Here is a 16,684-nt window from a genome sequence, read left to right on the forward strand (position 1 = left end):
GGAAGACGTAGCTCCGTGTATTCATACTCGAAATGATATTATGGCTAGTCAAAATACAGTTCATCCAGTTGATGATCGTGTATTTAGTATTCGTGAATTAATGTTAATGATGAATATTCCGAGTTCGTTTAAATGGACTACTATGTCTGAAAAACTAAATAGTATGCCAATAAAAGATAAAGAAGAATATCTTAAGAAAAACGAAATAAATATCAGACAAAGTATAGGCGAAGCAGTTCCGACCATTATTATGAAGAAAATAGCGAAAAATATAAAGGTGGTTTTAACTGATAATGAGATTGAATGAAAAAAAGTTAAAAACTATAATAAAGAGTTATAACATACAACATAGAGAACAGGTAATAGACTTTATCGAGGTAAATCCTGAAAATCTTGATGTAATGGAACTTTCAAGAATCGCTGAATTAGTCAACAACGATAGGGTAGACACAGCAGCATATTATACTGATTCTACAATTTTAAACACATTAATTAAGTTTCTTCCGGATATTGATAAAAAAGAAATCCGTATTCTTCAAGCCTTCTGTAGGAGTAGGAAATTTTATTCCAATGATTATTGAAAAATATAAATCTGCCGATAAATTAATTATTGAAGTGAACGATATTGATACAAAAAGTTTGAAATTACTTTTAGCTTTAAATAAATATCGACAATTTCCTAAAAATGTTGATATTATTTATCACAATGAGGATTTTTTAAGTCCATTTTTTAACATTCCTCAAAATAATTACGACTTAATTATTGGAAATCCTCCATTTTTAAAATTAACTAGAAGTAACGGCTTACAAGATTATTCAATTACTTTTAGTGATAATGTTACAACGAATATTTCAGGATTTTTTTTGCAAAAGTCAATGATGATTGCCGATAAAGTAGTTATGATATTACCAAAATATTTCTTAAGCAATCCTGATTTTTCTGAGACCAGAAGAAGAATTGAAAAATACAGAATTGAGTCAATAATTGATTTTGGTGAAAAAGGATTTAAGGGTGTTTTAATCGAGACTATTGCAATCATAATTAATACACAATTAAACCCACAAAATACACTTAGTTATTCTGTAACAAAAGATTTATATAATAAACAAGAACAATCTATTTTGACAAGCGGTGAATTTCCATATTGGTTACTGTATAGAGATGATTTTTTTAATGAAGTAGCCTCCCATATGAATTTTGGTATTTTTAAAGTTTTTAGAGATCGTCAATTAACTAATAAAGTGTTAAAATCAAAGGGTAATGTCAGAGTTATAAAGAGTCGTAATATTTTGAGAGATGGAACTAGTCTAATTTCTATAGATGGATATGACAGTTTCATAGACAAGGCGGATTTAGATAAATTTGCTGTATCAAAATATTATGAACGTGATGATGTCTATTTAAGTCCTAATATGACATATTATCCTAGAGTAATCAAAAAGCCCAAAAATACGATTGCTAATGGGTCAGTAGCCATATTACAAAATATTGGTAGTCAATCAATAACGGAATCAAATTTAAAATTTCTCAGTGGTCCCGTGTTTGAAAAATTTTATAGTATTGCTAGAAACTTTAGTACAAGAAGTTTAAATATTGATTCAAATTCAGTTTATTTTTTCGGATTGTACAACTGATATCAAAGAGAAAATTGTCATGTTGTTATTTTTTAAGCTAATAATTTGGTCACAATCTTTTTCATTAATTATTTAGAGAATTGATAATTTGAATAACTGAATTATAGTCGTTATTTTCTGTGTTATAATCCTTGTCTAAGCCAATATTAATTACTTCAACTAATCTATCTAATGAGTATAAATCTCCATCTGGCGATCGCTTGATATATTCTTTTATTGTGTCGGCTTTGGATAATAATAGTTTAATTTGATATTGTTTATCAATTTTTCTAGTATTATTTAAAGGATGTGCTTTGGTAACATGCTGATTTGGTGTTAGTGCAATTAAGTTTTCATGATACATAGATATCTCGTGAAAAGTATGTTCAGGAAAAATGTGATGAATTTGAGTTGCAGGTGTATTGTCATTTTCAGAAGTAACTTCAGAAAGTCCAAAATTAAAAGTCTTATTGTAAATACGTACAAATTTTTTTGCACGATTAGATTCGTATTTATAAAAGTTAGGATTTACATCTCGTGGATGATCGTTTTCCCACTCAACCCTAGCTATATCTTTTGGCTTTTTAGCATATAAATCTCTAAAATTTTCTCTATTATACATTAACTCAGGATAAGAGATAACGCTAGTAGATAAACTGCCTTTCCGTGTACCAAATTTATGTTTTTTAAATGCAAGCGGGTTAATAACCTTAGTAAAAATTCTTCTCGGCTCGTCAATACCATTAATATCGGTATATTGACGTATAAAATTTTCATATCCTTCTTTTAATTTGCTAAATGAATCTTTATCTTGAAACAGAAAGAAAGAATCAAATAAATTTTTCATCCCACTATCTGTTATTACTTTTTCACAATAATAATACAGAAAAGTCAATGCGGCACGATCATTTATTGAAATATATTCTAAAACGTCAAAGCTTTTAATTGAATACACGTTTTGTCGACCACTATTACTTTCATATAAAATATCAGCGGCCGCAAATAATTTTAGCGGTTGTGCAAAAAATTTATCATATTCATTTTTGGTTTGAGAATTATTAGTGCTAGGTTTGCCGAAAAAAGATGTAATAAATTCTTCTGAATAGTCATAATTCCACAAACTGTTTTTTGTGAACTCTTCAGGTGTGTTAGTATCATTTATGAATTGGATAATACAATCGGCAATGAAGCTTATTACGTCAGGCGTACACTTTTGATCTATCCATCGACCATTACCCGTTTTGCGTAGATCATAGTTATGTGAATTTATAAAGTTCTGTAACTGTATTTCATCTATCATTTTTTGTTTCTCCATTTTTTGGTTTAATACTAGTTTTGAAATTAAGTTATCTAAGTAGTTTAAATAAGAGATACTAAGATAAAAAACCAAGCATCACTAATCTTGTGTAAAATTAAAATAATGAAGAAAGATTTTACCTTAGTTTGAGAATAGTTTAACATAAATTCAATTAAAGGTCACTGTTTAACTGAAACAGAATTTGGTTGTACTTACACTGTAGTATATCTGTCTAGGATAAGGAAACTAATAATGAATTAAAGAGTTGACAGATCAAACAATTAAAAAGAGCTCTACTATGTTTTATGAACAGTAAAAATTAACTGTCAAAGTAAATATACATTCATTGTACTAGTTATTTTTATTCAAGTATTTACAAATAAAAATTGTTCTAATCTACTTTTGAATCTCCCTAAACAACGAACACTGTATCATTCTAACTGTTCTTGCTTTAAAACTCTTGGCATAGATGGGGAGATACTTGGAGAAAAATTAACAAGCACCACGCGTTAGGTAAGTATTTATTGACTTAAATGTTTTTGACACAGTTTTAGAGGAGAATAAAATAAGTATGTCTCAAAAAGAAGAGGAACCTATTGCCCTTATAAAATTTAATAATCATGCAGAGGATCTTTATAAAGGAACAATTTGCTTGTCTTGTATTCAATCTTTTTTAAAAGGTAATAAAAATGATAAAACTTATGATCCAAATGAGAAATTTATCACTTTTAAAGATGATACAAAAAAGTTATTTGGATGTAGTCAAGAATTTTAGCCATTTCGCCACGTCAAACGCATCAAACTATAAAACGTTTGCTTATTAATTGCTCCTTGCTAATGCTGTTGGAAATAAATCAACCACTTGGGCAAAATACTTTGATGTTTGCATAGTTATTTGTAATCTAGCTTATTCACTTTTGTTTGAATTGCAGCTGTTTCAGGATAAAATAATATTTAAATTTAAGTCGGCGTTTTGTTCCGCAGTTTTATTTTGATCTTCATGGAATGTTATGTCTAGTGTCCAATATAAACTTTCAATTGCCCAATGTTATCGGACATACCTCGAAAAAAATTTAATATCTGGATTTTTAAGACTCGAAATATAGTAATGATGTTCTTGAATAATTTGTCCATCTTTTTCAATTGTATTACAAGTCATACCGATACCTTGTAGGTTTCTCCAACCTGGTTGACGTTCAATTAGCCATTCAATGTCATTACTGTAGTAATATTCCCTAGTTTCAATTTTGACTACTTGCTTGTTCGACAACTTTATAATAACCATTGTCTTTAGTTTTTGATGTCTTTTATAGTACGAACATCTTGAAAATGTGTTTGTAGGTCTTCTTGCAGATATTTTTGATTACGTTTGACTGCCAAGCAGTAATTGACATTTAAAGAACTAATCTTATTGACAATTTCTTTTTGTATAACTATGGCGTCAATAGTAATTACCGTGCCAGCTACGTTAAACATTTCAAGTAAATTAGGAATTTATGTAATCTAATTCTACTTAGTAGCAGTACTGGTTTGTTCTAAACAAACGCCATCATCTTTAGAATGAGCAGATATTATATGGAGTGTTTTTTGGTTATAGCGTCGATTATAACGAATTGTTTTGCCATCATTATTTATAATTTTAATACCATCGGCTAAATTATCAGCCTGTTTCCCTAATAATAGTTGTAAATTATCTAAGACAGGGGAATTGATGATTGTCATAACTCGTTGAAACGTTTTGGATAACAATGGTAATGAAATTATTACTGCACGCAATTTAAAAGATGCCAAGATAGGTAACAGTTACTTTAACAATATGAATAACCAATTACTACTCTTTATGCTAGTAAAATTGATTATACTGATTGTTTTAAGTATTATAAATATAAAGATCTTATGAAGTATGTGACCATTAGTGATACAAAGAAAAAAGATGAGAAAGTTAAAAGGGTTAATGAAATTCTTAAAGAAGCTATCTTTACAAATACAAGTGAATATTCTGGTCAAAGAGAATATAGGATTTTGATTACCAAATTTGAAGATAGTGACTGTCCCCAAAAGATCTTTTAAAAAATACCTTCAACAAAGAATTATTCTTCTTTGAAGAAAAATTCTGATATATAAAGAATTAAGAAAAGATGATGTTACGATTAAAGGCTATTCCTAGTAATTATATTAAGAAGTTGGAGATGGATAATTTAGATTGCTAAGGAATGAAAGAAGATTCAATAAAAAAACGACATAACTTATGGTTGTGTCGCTTTTTTACTTGTCTTATGATTAAGCTAGTTAAAATACGTCATAACTTACCGACATAAACGCTGCTATATTTTTGGAATGGAGTTAAAAGTATGGAAACTATTTTTATTTTAATCCGAGGAAATTCTGGAAGTGGCAAAACAGTTTTAGCTGATAATCTACAAAAATATTTAGGTTATGATAATTGTTTTTTGCTTCATCAAGATGTTATCCGCCGTGATATATTGCATGCTAACGACCGTCCAGGTACACCAGCAATTAGTTTAATAAAAGAATTAGTCGAATACGGGGCTAAACATTATCATGTAATTATTTTAGAGGGTATTTTACGCAAAGATGTTTATGGTGAAATGTTAGAAAATTTAATCCAACTTTTTGGTCGTAATGCTTTTGTCTATTACTTGGACGTACCTTTTTCTCTGACAGTTAAACATAATCAAATAAAAGATTTTCCCTTTCCAATAGCAAGTTTGAAAAAATGGTGGTGGGATAATGATTATCTAGAATATAATGACCGCCGTTTGACAAATGGCGACACAAAAACTTTTTTTAAGCAAATTATTCAGGATATAACAGAAAATAATTTATAACATGAAATAAGGCTATGCACGAGTGAGTACAACTGACCAAAAATTAGAAAATCAAATCCAGCAATTAAAAGAAGCAGGTGCTGAAAAAATTTACCGGCACAACTACTCAACGCCCAAAGTTTAATGAACTGTTAAAAATATTAGTCCCTGGCAATACGTTAATCATTACCAAGCTTGATAGTTTCGCCAGAAATACAAGAGAAGCTTTAGAAATCATTCAAAAACTTTTCGACCAAGGTGTTAAAGTGCAAATTTTGAATATGGGAACTATTGATAATACACCAACAGGATAACTAATCTTTACTATTTTTAGTGCGTTTGCTCAGTTCGAACGTGATATGATTGTAACAAGGACGCAAGAAAGGAAAGCTTACGCTAAAAAGAATGATCCGGATTTTAGAGAATGACGCCTCAAAACTTATACTGACGAGCAAATTCGCTTTGCTTATGAATTACGCCAGCAGGGTATGACCTATAAAATGATTGAGCGTAAAAAAATTATCGTGAACGTACTCAACAACGACGTTTTAAATTGCTGAATAGTTAATTACAGAATAAGGAGAATTCATATGCTTAAGAAAATGTCTTATTATTTAGACGTCTTACTTTATCTTGCCATGGTAATTTTGAGTGTTTGTTCGTTGGTAAAATCGTTACTTAATCCAACGGCAAGCAATTCAGCGACAATTTTTTATATTTTGAGCACAACTAGCTTGGTCATAGCAACCGTTTTGTCTGTGGCTAGAATTAAAGTTAATAGAAAATTAGGTTTCGTTTTAAATACTTTGAACATAACATTAATGGCTGCCAGCGCGTGGTTCCTGTTAATAGCCAACGGCTATATTGCTAAAATCCTTGGTCAAGTAATAATAGCAGTGTTTTTAGTTTTAACCATAGTGATTGCTTTTATGAATTACTATTTGGTCAAAAATAGCTAATCAAAACAATTTTAAGCAACAAAATAAAGTGGCTAAAGCCTTGTAAATCAAGGATTTAGCCACTTTTTTATGGTATAATTATTGAGTGAAGTTAAATGCTAAGGCGGTGGCTATTCCTAGAAGGGGAGTGGTGCTTATGATGTAAAAACTGTAAACCCAGATCCTAAAGAAAGGAGTAGCAAATTGTTTCATTTGAACGTCCACGATCTTTGCCAGATAATCACTACGATTATCGATGTCGCAAGTTTCGTTTGGATGGCCATGCATGAATCAAAAAAAATAGCTGTCCTTAGTCGCGCCATGATATGAACCCAAAAAAGTAAGACAATTTTAAAATTTTAACTTAGGACTAATTTCCGATATTCTATCGGTGTTAGTCCTTTTAATTTATATAAGGTGAAAATAAAGCCTTCCTTAATTTAATTTATGGGAAAGCTTTGTACATAATGAAATTTAATTACATTGGATTAAACTGAATTGATAATCGCTGATTTGTAGCTTGAGCAATTTCTGCTAATAATTTTGTTGAAGCGTTCATATTGCCACTTTCAATTCTAGCAATCGTGGATTGCGGTTTATTTGTTAATTTAGCAAATTCTCGTTGACTCATGCCAAAACTATCACGCAAACTACAAACTTTAACAGCAATTTCTAAATTAATATCTTCTTGCTCTACTGCTTTTGCAAATTTTGGATCGGTAGTACTTCTTTTCTCAATATATTCATCAATTTTTGTCATTATTTATTCCTCTCCTAAAAATTTCCTTCTTCTATTTTTGGCAATCTTTTTTTCACGTTCTGGAGTTTTTTTAGATTTTTTAGTAAAAACGTTAGTAATTATATAATGGTCGTCTTTTACTTGGAAATAGATTGCCCTTTGAATATTAGAAGCTCTTTTAGAACGTATTTCATATAAATTGTCTTCTAATTTTTTAATCCATTCTTGACGAATAGCAATGCTTAATCCGTATTGTTCAATTTTTTGAATAGTAGTAACTAATTTAGCAGCATCTTATAATTTAAACTGTCTAGAAACGATTCAAATTCGTCATAATCATAATAGCCAAACTCTATCTTCTTCATATTTATTATGATAGCAAATTAGCGTTCAAAAGACAATAATTTACGGAAGCTAAAATTCTAATTTTTTTAGTTAAGTGTATTTTTAGGGTGTATCATAGCCATGCTTTTTATTTCAACTAATTTTTAACTAAGAACCATGCGTGGACATTGGTGTACTTTATTTTAACGATTTTGCAGCATAGTCAGTTTAAAAAAAGACCGCTCTATTCTATAAGGAAGACGGTCTTCACAGTTGTATAAATACAATACTGTATTTGATTAATTAGAAATCATTGTGAATTGAAGTTGTCAGTTGCCAGACAATATTGAAGGGATCCTTCACGATCCCATAAGCGGGGCTGAAGACGTTACTGGTCAGCGGTGTGATGATGTCAACCTGGTCACTGGCTGTCACTAATCCCTGGTAAAGGGTCGTAATCTGGTCTTTGTCCGTTGATTGTAGGCAAATACTCTGATTATTGCCAATCACAAATTGTGCCTTATCAACAGGTGTGTCATTCAACATTAATTTGCCACCGGTAGGAAATACCAATACGCAGTGACTGACCTGATTTTCAATTTCAGGCGTCAGCTTCAGGGGAGCACCCATTTGTTGGACCTCAAGCAGTGTCTTTTTAAAAATGACTTCGGCTCCTAGTGCTTTTTCGTAAAAGGCGATTGCTTTACTTGCTTGTCCATTTAACGATAGAAAAGGAATTAGTTCTGTTTTTGTCATATTTACAACCTCCAATTGTTTAATTGATTTAACAAACGTAGTATAGCAAGTAAAATATGACACAGTTATGTCAGGATTGGAGAAAGAATGAGAATAAGTCGCTTAATTAGTCTAGTTTTCCTACTGCTGCGACAAGAAATAGTCCCAGCAACCAAGTTGGCAACGTTATTTGAAGTCAGTGTTCGTACCATTTATCGAGATTTGGATACGTTAAATGAGGCTGGTATTCCGATTTTTACCAAACAGGGTCGTTATGGTGGCGTTGGCATCATGTCAGATTATAAGGTGGACAAAAAGTTGTTGACTCAAACGGATCTTGATAATTTGCTCATTGCACTATCTGATACGACTACGCTACTAGCAACCTCAGAACTGCGAGAAACTTTGAATCGGATTAAGGGATTATCTACTGTATCTGAAGGACTGATGCCAGTGGTCATTGAATATCAAGGCTGGCCAGAAACGGTCGTCCTGCGGAGACGAGCAACCGCATGATTAATTGCGATTCGGCAACATCATATCGTGAAGTTTACCTATACGGACCGAAGTGGTCAAATGAGCCGGCGAACCTTGGAACCATACCGCATCGTTTTCAAAGCCCAGCGCTGGTATCTTCAAGGTTTCGACATGACTCGGCAGGCATTTCGAACTTTTACTCTTGCAAAACTCTCCATGATCGAGTACTCAGCAGAAACATTTGAACCGCGATCTATTAGTGCTGAGAAGCTTGTCTTATATAGCGGGGTTAAACCGCAACGGGAAACGATAGTCTGGTTAGCTGTTGCGGAACGTTTTCGGGACGTGTTTGTGGAACGGTTTGGTCCGGAGGTAATCAACGAAACGGATGGGCAGATCTTTCATGCAACTATAAGCCTGCCTAATAATGAAGAAAGTTTCCGGTTTTTGTTAGGTCTGGGACAGGGAGTTCAAATTTTAAATCAGTCGCAATTCAAAACCGATTTTCGGGCGTACGTGCTTGCGCTTGCTAATCAATTGTAGAGTTTTATCAAGTAATTAGTAGGTAATGTCTCTGGCTCACCAGTAGGAACGCTGTTGTTTCCGATCAGAAACGAAACTATTGATGCTAATTTAGGGAGCATTGACGATAGTTTGTGGAAACAATGTTGTTTTAATCCAGTAGTTCATTATGATAATCTCCAGCTGAAAAAAATAGTTGATGTACACTATCAAAGTAGAAATTTAAAATCTTGATATAATTTGTAAAAAAGCATAAATTTGAAAATTTTAAAACGTTGAATATTCATTTGATTAGTACTTTGAATAAAAAAAGCATTGTCTCCTGTTCAATGTGGATCATAAGAACAAGATAACAATGCGTAGATGAGCTCCAGTTAAAAAGCCGTATAATTTAGAGAAATATGTTGGTCGTCAGAGGATTATTTTTTAGGATGCCCCATATATTGCAGTTCATCAAATGGTCCATTAGCAATTGAGATTTGATCAATGACTTTCCCATTCTTTTCAAAAGTAAAAGTTGCGCGGCCAGTAAAACGAGCTTCCGCACCATCACAAACTGATGAAGCTTGCTTTTGTGTCAATGATCCTGGTAAGACATTAAACCATTTTTGTACTTCGATTTGTTGATCATTGTGGACTTTTAAAGTAAAGTTTTTGTTTGCTTCATGATAGGAATAAGTGAATGCATCAATCACGTTCCGTTGGATACTTGCATCGTAATGTTGTTGATTAACAGTATATTGTAAATGCTCATTATTTTGAGTGTCTGGCCCGCCAGCTAATAGTTCACCATTTTTATATACCATAAAAAGTGGGTATTCAGGATAGCCGTATTCTTTTTCAAAAGTGATGTTAATAGCCATCACAGTGTACTCGTTGAAATTCCAGTAATACCAATTCCAGTTATTTAAGATTTCCCCCAAGGGCTTATTCATCCAACCCCGATCGACGTAGCCGGTTCCATCAGTATCCAGGTTTAATTCTTTACTGTGAATTGTTACATGAGCTGTGGGAGTTGGTGGTACTACAAAAAAGCCAAAATAATTTTCTTGTTCTTGTCCGAAAAGAAAGTGTCCTGTTTCAGGATGCCAGACTGGTGCTTGTGGTGTAACCTCTAAGTCAATCACAAGATCATCAACTTCAGCGTGTGCATGAAATTGTTGCAGTTGAGTACTTTGGTAGTAATTCTGAGCAATGGCCACCCCAGAGTTATTTTTTAAAATGGAAAAGTCTGCAGGATCGAATTCAAGGTGTTTCATAATATTTTTACCGTTAGGAAAATTAATCATCACATCTAAAGTGGGTTTCAGACCTAACTCACCTTGAAAAAAGGGGGCCGTCGTAATGCCAATCACAACACTAGCTTCGGTGGTATCAACTTTAGTAAAAAACCATTCAAATGATCCTTTTAAGCCGTCGAAATGAACGTGCTCTTCCCACGGATTAATTTTATTTTTTGCTTGTCCTAATAAACGGTATTCTGCAGTACTTTTGGCTAAGTGTAATGGAGTTTTTCCTTGAGTCATTGTTATTATATCCTTTCACATGATTTAATTGGTGGATTGTAGGTTGCTAGTTCAAATAGTATACTATAATGACCATTACAAGCGTTATCAAAGGTAATCAAAAGGCACAAACGCTTTAAAATGTGTCTTTTGATTATATAAAGACTAATTAAGAAATTTATGTAAAAAGAAAATGTTCGTATAGATACGAACATTACTTTTCAGCGGTTTGTATTTATAAGCTGAGGTGCTGCTACCATTCCGGTTACGGATAGTAATGAAGCCCGCGTAATTATAAACACTTCTTGAGTAGTAAAAATAAATAGTGCTGATGTTCAGGTCTTCACTCAACGTTCTGTTCTTAATTTTAAGGCCCAACGGATAGTTAAGGCTATGATGATCATCATGGCGGCAAATAAACCAATACCGAGATAGTTTTTAAAGGCTTTGAATAAGAGGCCCCCGATTATACCAGCGCAGGTTTCGCCTAAATACATAGCAGAATTGGATAATGAAGAAATAGTGCTGCCAGCATTGGGCACCGTAGTTTGAAACATGGTCATGAATAAGGGCAAAATTAGTCCGTTTAACAAATAAATTAAGATTAAAATAATTTCTGCGAACCAAAAGTTAGCGGCAGTAATGGTTAGTAAATCTACAATGATTAAAAGTAATGCAATACTCATGAACGATTTTTTCAGACCAAAATGTTGAACGATTTTATCGCTGATGAGAGAGCCAATTAAATTACCCAGGCCAGCGACCAAGAGTGCTGTACCAATTGTTGATAAAGAGAGCTGAAAGGTAGTCTGAAACCAAGTTGAAACAAAGGTCATGACCGTAAACGCGCCTGTTTGGAAAATTAAGTAAACGATTAATTGGCTTAGAGCTTGGTGATTAGTTAAAATTTGTTGATAGATTTGAATAAAGGAGAGATGTTGGCGGGACTTAATTTCTAATTCGGGTAAGGTGAAAAATAACAATAGTAATAACAAGAAAGCTGCTCCTGAGATAACATAGAATGGAGTGTGCCAAGAACTAGCGGCTAAATAACTGCCAATGGGAATCCCAATGACTTGCGCAACAGAGATCCCTGCCGTGGCGTAACCCATGACTTTTACTACTTGTTTTCGCGGAATCACTACGGGAATTGAGGCCCAAACTTGTGGTGTCACAAAAGAAGCACTGACGCCAGCCAAAAAGCGAAAGATTAGCATTAAAGGAAAACTGTTAGCAAACGCACAGAGTAAAGTTGCGAGGGCAAAACTTAATAAGCCCCATAACATGACTTTTTTGCGATCATGGCCGTCAGAAATAGGGCCGGAAATTAAAGCAAAGACTGCATAACCAATGGCATAGGCACTCACTAACCAACCGGAAATTGCAGTTGGAATATGATAAATGTGGCTCAAAGTAGGTAATAATGGCGAAATTAAAAATGTATCCGTACCAATTAAAAACATTGTTAAAAAGAATAAACTAGCATATTTTTTCATCTATTGAAGACTTCCGTTTCATTTAATCAAGTTGTAATTCGCTATTTCTAAATATATCGAAATTAGCTCTAAAATTTTTTAGTGGTCTGTCAAAGTTGTTAAAAATCCGGGCAAGTACTGCGCAAAGGTGGCTTCGTTGATGCTAATCAAACGTGTTTGTGCATCTTTACGGGTCTTGGTTAAACCGGCCTCCCGCATAGCTCGTAAATGATATGAAACGGTGGAATCACTTAAGTTTAAATGCGCTGCAATTTCACCACAGGTCATTTCACGGTGACTGTTAGACAGGATTCGAATAATTTTTAAGCGTCCTTCGTCGGCTAAAGCTTTAAGAATTTTTACTCTAATTTCGTCAGAATTCATTTTTTACTCCTTGTTTGTATTTTTGGAAATATCGAATTAACGATTTGTATTAAAACATTATCAAGCTGAAATGTCAAATTTTAAATTGAAACTGATGGCATAGATTAACGAGTAATTGAATTGGGAAAAAATCACCTCGCTGCTCAGTTGAAATGTGCTAATATTGGCTTTGGAACATGATTAAACTGCCACCAAAGAATTTGTTACTATAGAGCTGAGGTAGTTCACGGAAGGAAAGTAAAAAATGTTCAAGAAAATTTATGATTATGTCAAAGGAAACTATGAAGCTGGCAATTATGATGATGTGCAATTGGCATATATGGCTTGGCAGCAACAAAAAGCCCACAAGAATAATGCATCAATGACAGATTTTGCCATGGGCGAACAGCAGGCTCAAAACGATTATCAGTAGCATGGATCTTTTAAAGTTTATCCTCAATTAGCAGTTGATGTTTTAAACAAACTCTTTGATCATCGTGCGGATGATATTGCGGAGTTTATTATATTAAAGGTTATAATTCGTACAAATTAAAAATGAAGTTGTTTTAAAAGCCAAAAACAGTCTTACATATCAATATACTAACTTGATAATTCAAAGCGATATATTGATATATAAAGACTGTTTTTTACATAATTAGTTAGTGTGAGCTTCACTTAAGTTAGCCCATTGTTTGTTGGTTCCTAATTTGACATAATTTTGTCCGTTGATGTTTTTAATACCATAAACTTTGTAAAAGTCGTCAGCTTGGATTTTAGTCGTTGGTGTTCCAAACTGGTTAAACAGTTGAGTCCCCTTTTCAAAAATATATAGCGAACGCACGGCCACTACGTCATTAGTGGCATCCACCCATTGGTTAGCTCCTAAGTCCACCCGCGTAATGGGATTTCCGGTGGCACTGTTACTAGCATACTTACTGATTTTCCAATCAGCAATGTTGGAATTCAAATAACCGGTAATGTGCCAAAGTTGTGGCGAATCATAAATTGGCGTTGGTAGTACCCGTTGGTAGTTAGAATAGGCTTCTAATAAGTTATTTGGCTTTTGATTTTTAACGACACCACCTAAAAAGACATCGCTACTTTTGACCCAGGCCTTGGCCCCTAGTTTATAAGATAAGCGCTGAGCATTGGCTGCTGGACTAGCTTGGCCAATGGCGAAGACTTGCCAATTGTTGATTTTAGTTGATAAAGTGGCCCCGGTTGGTTGCGTGCAATCAGCATCACTGTATAAGGGTACTGCAGTATTGCCGGAACTAACTTGTAAATTAGTAGCTGATGTCACGTAGTTTTTTGCTTGAACTGGTTGTACAGCTAACATTAAACAGCCGATTAGGGCAAGTAAGAAGCTGCTACTGGATAACTTTAGTTTCATTTTTAATTTTCATCCTTGTCAAATTAAATTTTATGTTGAAATCTTAACTTGGTTCTTTCAGTGTGTGATCTGGCTTTTAATGATATCAACTCCTTTAGCTTTGTTCATAAAGATTAATTAATTTAAATATAGCATAAATCAGTACTAGTGATTGCAAATAATGACTATTATTTAATTAATTTTTAATAAAATTTAATAGATATCGCAACAACTAATCAAAAATTGAGATTAAATTTGATAGAAATCTTACTTTTGAAAAATGCTACTATTAATTAATGTAACAGCATTAATCATTTAAAATCATACTTTTTACTGAAAGTAGCCGTGATGAGCAGTGCGCTGGTGATGATCACCAGTAATAATAAGGTAGTGCCGCCAATGAAGTCTAATTTTTGCAGCAAGTAATATGCTACAACGCCCACTAACCACCACCAGAAATTCCAGAAAAAGTTGAGCCTTTGTTTAATTAAGAAGACACTGACAAATAAAATGGCAAATAATGGCGTAAAAATAGCACCGATAAAGTTTAAAAAGTTTTGGTAGTACTTTAAAGAAACATTGAGTGCAATTAATAAGCCTAAGATCGTAATACCAACAGCCCAATAATTGACATGGTTTAAATGCCAGATATTATCTAAACTGGTTGCTGCAGAGTAAGCATCCATAAAGGTTGTGGTAACGGTCGCGAAGATGATAATTAATAAAGCGATGATGCCCAAATTGGTTTGTGCTAGGGTTTGGTTAAAATTAGTTTGTCCAGACTTTAAAACGGCTAATAATCCTAGGACAAACATGGCACAGCTACCGAGAAAGTAACCCAGGACGCTCACTAAACTTTCCTTCACTGGCTGCTGTCCTTGATAGGTATAATCACCAATCAATGGTAGCCAAGATAAGACCATCGTCACGTTGAGTTCTACCGCACTGCCAAAACTGATCGGAGTGAGTTTTAGCTGCTGTGCATGAGGGAAAGAATGTGTCAGCAAAATTCCTGCTACTAAAAGCATCCCGATAGCTAAGAGAATAACTACTAAATTATTGATTCGAAAGAGCCATTGATGGTTCAATAATAGCCAAATAATAATTAATCCCGCTACAATTACTGCCATGACCACGGTATTATGATAATTAAATAACTTCTGTGCCAGACTATTTAAAGCCAATTGCGCATTGACGATCATCACTGCCGTCCAGCCGAGTAACTGTAACGCATTTAAACCAGAGAAAATTTCAACTCCAGCCTTACCAAAGATACTTTGCGTGACGGCAATAGCTGGTTGTTGTTTAATTGCTGAAAGATAAGCTGCAGGTAATAAAAATAAAAAACAGCCAATCAAGTGCCCGATAATAATGGCACTAATACCTTTTCCCCATCCTAGGGGAGCCATTAAGGTTCCAGTAACAATTTCAGCAATTGAGATTGCTGTTCCCAGCCACAATAAAAATAAACTACTCAACTTTGTTTGTTGCATTTTGCACACACTTTCCGAATAAATACTTGGTTGTGGCAATAAAAAAGTATTCTTTTACGATTCAGCAACAATTTCGCAAAAAGAATACTTTCAATTGATCACAATTCCTACGTTTGTCTTAACAAAACAGGTTCGAAGGGTCTGATTTTCATCATTCTCAGCACAGATAGGCTCCCCTTTGCGATAATTATATGTTTACAGATGCTAGTTTATAACGTTTACATAAAAAGTACAACATTTAATTGATATGTATTTGGGCATGAAACCAATGTTGGAAAAAGAATAGATATCCGCAACTTGCTTATCCTGTGTGAAAATTAAGCAAGAAGCTTCTGCTATGTATTTTTTAACAAAGAACGTGACTTTAAATATTAATAATTGGTTCACTGACTTTATTTGAATATTTAAATGGTGATAAAACTATATTTTTTAAATTATTATGCCTTATTATTTAATAATAGTATTTTTTGACCATATAGATCTACATAGATCTACGTTTAAAAGAACTTATATATATATATTTGGAATCTAATTTCTACAATAAGTAAAATACATTATAGTAATAAATGCTAATTAACTAAACAAAATAATTTGTTATCAAAGCCTTATATATTTAAGATATATTATTATTTTTAATGCTTAAAGATTTCGATTATTTCGATTTATAATAAAATAATCCATTTGATTAACTAATTGGTTTTAATAATTATAATTTGAAATGAAAATAATTTGTATTAATAAATAGTACTGATGTTTAATGATTAACATATTTAATACTTTCTTTAAAAATAAAAAGGTAAACTTATAAGCATCTAAATAATTATTTATTTAGAGCCTTTTTTAAATTCTTCCTGAATAACATTGGATACAATTTCAAAATTTAAATAACAACTAAAAATATGTTACGTGAAATTTAGATTATTAAACACTTAATCAGTTTTTTTACTGAACGTTGAACACGGTTATATATTTGGATGTATTTTTCACTTAATGTTTAATGCA

Annotated in this window: 18 protein-coding genes, 3 pseudogenes and 1 riboswitch; of the genes and pseudogenes, 11 read left to right on the top strand and 10 right to left on the bottom strand. The window is 32.9% G+C overall.

The window, feature by feature from the left end:
• Positions 1–40 precede the first annotated feature (40 nt).
• From AC3B5S_RS08670 to AC3B5S_RS08680, 3 genes are read left to right on the top strand one after another with little or no spacing between them, the layout of a single operon-like run.
• Complete coding sequence (locus AC3B5S_RS08670; RefSeq protein WP_489790396.1) at positions 41–307, top strand: hypothetical protein; 267 nt, start codon at positions 41–43, stop codon at positions 305–307.
• Complete coding sequence (locus tag AC3B5S_RS08675) at positions 294–581, top strand: hypothetical protein (protein WP_489790397.1); 288 nt, start codon at positions 294–296, stop codon at positions 579–581. Before AC3B5S_RS08670 ends, AC3B5S_RS08675 begins: the two co-directional genes overlap by 14 nt.
• A complete protein-coding gene (locus AC3B5S_RS08680) occupies positions 571–1,635 on the top strand; it encodes an Eco57I restriction-modification methylase domain-containing protein (RefSeq protein WP_489790398.1) in 1,065 nt (354 codons plus the stop codon). Before AC3B5S_RS08675 ends, AC3B5S_RS08680 begins: the two co-directional genes overlap by 11 nt.
• A 64-nt stretch (positions 1,636–1,699) precedes the next feature.
• Here the strand turns inward: AC3B5S_RS08680 and AC3B5S_RS08685 are convergent, their stop codons facing one another.
• A complete protein-coding gene (locus AC3B5S_RS08685; RefSeq protein ID WP_489790399.1) occupies positions 1,700–2,914 on the bottom strand; it encodes a restriction endonuclease in 1,215 nt (404 codons plus the stop codon).
• A 568-nt stretch (positions 2,915–3,482) separates the two neighbouring features.
• On the opposite strand from AC3B5S_RS08685, the gene AC3B5S_RS08690 reads away from it, so the two are divergent.
• Complete coding sequence (locus tag AC3B5S_RS08690; RefSeq protein WP_489790400.1) at positions 3,483–3,686, top strand: hypothetical protein; 204 nt, start codon at positions 3,483–3,485, stop codon at positions 3,684–3,686.
• 734 nt (positions 3,687–4,420) lie between these two features.
• On the opposite strand, the gene AC3B5S_RS08695 is transcribed toward AC3B5S_RS08690, so the two are convergent.
• A complete protein-coding gene (locus AC3B5S_RS08695; RefSeq protein ID WP_489790401.1) occupies positions 4,421–4,687 on the bottom strand; it encodes a hypothetical protein in 267 nt (88 codons plus the stop codon).
• A 575-nt stretch (positions 4,688–5,262) separates the two neighbouring features.
• On the opposite strand from AC3B5S_RS08695, the gene AC3B5S_RS08700 reads away from it, so the two are divergent.
• The 3 genes and pseudogenes from AC3B5S_RS08700 (at position 5,263) to AC3B5S_RS08710 (ending at position 6,698) form a co-directional block, all read left to right on the top strand.
• Positions 5,263–5,760: a zeta toxin family protein gene (locus AC3B5S_RS08700; RefSeq protein ID WP_489790402.1), complete on the top strand. Its 498-nt coding sequence runs from the start codon at positions 5,263–5,265 to the stop codon at positions 5,758–5,760.
• Positions 5,761–5,782: 22 nt separating this feature from the next.
• Positions 5,783–6,307 (top strand): annotated as a pseudogene (locus tag AC3B5S_RS08705) (recombinase family protein).
• A 22-nt stretch (positions 6,308–6,329) separates the two neighbouring features.
• Entirely contained in the window at positions 6,330–6,698 is a 369-nt protein-coding gene (locus AC3B5S_RS08710) for a hypothetical protein (RefSeq protein WP_489790403.1), read from the top strand.
• Positions 6,699–7,155: 457 nt separating this feature from the next.
• Here AC3B5S_RS08710 and AC3B5S_RS08715 read toward each other — a convergent pair whose 3' ends face one another.
• From AC3B5S_RS08715 to AC3B5S_RS08725, 3 genes and pseudogenes are all read right to left on the bottom strand, one after another.
• Positions 7,156–7,437 carry a helix-turn-helix domain-containing protein gene (locus AC3B5S_RS08715; RefSeq protein WP_489790404.1) on the bottom strand — a complete coding sequence of 94 codons (282 nt, stop codon included), beginning with the start codon at positions 7,435–7,437 and terminating at the stop codon, positions 7,156–7,158.
• A gap of 3 nt (positions 7,438–7,440) precedes the next feature.
• Positions 7,441–7,781, bottom strand: a pseudogene (locus AC3B5S_RS08720) (type II toxin-antitoxin system RelE/ParE family toxin).
• 262 nt (positions 7,782–8,043) lie between these two features.
• The gene (locus tag AC3B5S_RS08725; protein ID WP_489790405.1) at positions 8,044–8,496 is read right to left on the bottom strand and encodes a VOC family protein; all 453 of its coding nucleotides are present in this window, start codon (positions 8,494–8,496) and stop codon (positions 8,044–8,046) included.
• Between the two features lie 87 nt (positions 8,497–8,583).
• Here AC3B5S_RS08725 and AC3B5S_RS08730 point away from each other — a divergent pair, with 87 nt between their 5' ends.
• From AC3B5S_RS08730 to AC3B5S_RS08740, 3 genes and pseudogenes are all read left to right on the top strand, one after another.
• Complete coding sequence (locus AC3B5S_RS08730; RefSeq protein ID WP_489790406.1) at positions 8,584–8,991, top strand: helix-turn-helix transcriptional regulator; 408 nt, start codon at positions 8,584–8,586, stop codon at positions 8,989–8,991.
• 9 nt (positions 8,992–9,000) lie between these two features.
• A pseudogene (locus tag AC3B5S_RS08735) lies at positions 9,001–9,159 on the top strand (helix-turn-helix transcriptional regulator); the annotation flags it as partial.
• 9 nt (positions 9,160–9,168) lie between these two features.
• Positions 9,169–9,495, top strand: coding sequence for a WYL domain-containing protein (locus tag AC3B5S_RS08740; protein ID WP_489790407.1), 327 nt, complete (start codon positions 9,169–9,171; stop codon positions 9,493–9,495).
• A gap of 398 nt (positions 9,496–9,893) precedes the next feature.
• Here the strand turns inward: AC3B5S_RS08740 and AC3B5S_RS08745 are convergent, their stop codons facing one another.
• The 3 genes from AC3B5S_RS08745 to AC3B5S_RS08755 form a co-directional block, all read right to left on the bottom strand.
• Positions 9,894–11,000 carry a hypothetical protein gene (locus AC3B5S_RS08745; protein WP_489790408.1) on the bottom strand — a complete coding sequence of 369 codons (1,107 nt, stop codon included), beginning with the start codon at positions 10,998–11,000 and terminating at the stop codon, positions 9,894–9,896.
• A gap of 326 nt (positions 11,001–11,326) precedes the next feature.
• Complete coding sequence (locus tag AC3B5S_RS08750; protein WP_489769837.1) at positions 11,327–12,475, bottom strand: MFS transporter; 1,149 nt, start codon at positions 12,473–12,475, stop codon at positions 11,327–11,329.
• 78 nt (positions 12,476–12,553) lie between these two features.
• Positions 12,554–12,838, bottom strand: coding sequence for an ArsR/SmtB family transcription factor (locus tag AC3B5S_RS08755; protein WP_489758047.1), 285 nt, complete (start codon positions 12,836–12,838; stop codon positions 12,554–12,556).
• 244 nt (positions 12,839–13,082) lie between these two features.
• Here AC3B5S_RS08755 and AC3B5S_RS08760 point away from each other — a divergent pair, with 244 nt between their 5' ends.
• Positions 13,083–13,250 carry a hypothetical protein gene (locus AC3B5S_RS08760; protein ID WP_489758048.1) on the top strand — a complete coding sequence of 56 codons (168 nt, stop codon included), beginning with the start codon at positions 13,083–13,085 and terminating at the stop codon, positions 13,248–13,250.
• 222 nt (positions 13,251–13,472) lie between these two features.
• On the opposite strand, the gene AC3B5S_RS08765 is transcribed toward AC3B5S_RS08760, so the two are convergent.
• Both AC3B5S_RS08765 and cytX read right to left on the bottom strand, forming a co-directional pair.
• The gene (locus AC3B5S_RS08765; RefSeq protein ID WP_489790409.1) at positions 13,473–14,210 is read right to left on the bottom strand and encodes a hypothetical protein; all 738 of its coding nucleotides are present in this window, start codon (positions 14,208–14,210) and stop codon (positions 13,473–13,475) included.
• A gap of 290 nt (positions 14,211–14,500) precedes the next feature.
• The gene (cytX, locus tag AC3B5S_RS08770) at positions 14,501–15,682 is read right to left on the bottom strand and encodes a putative hydroxymethylpyrimidine transporter CytX (protein WP_489758050.1); all 1,182 of its coding nucleotides are present in this window, start codon (positions 15,680–15,682) and stop codon (positions 14,501–14,503) included.
• A gap of 87 nt (positions 15,683–15,769) precedes the next feature.
• A riboswitch (TPP riboswitch) is annotated at positions 15,770–15,870 on the bottom strand.
• Positions 15,871–16,684 lie beyond the last annotated feature (814 nt).

The organism is Bombilactobacillus sp. ESL1094 (assembly GCF_058107425.1).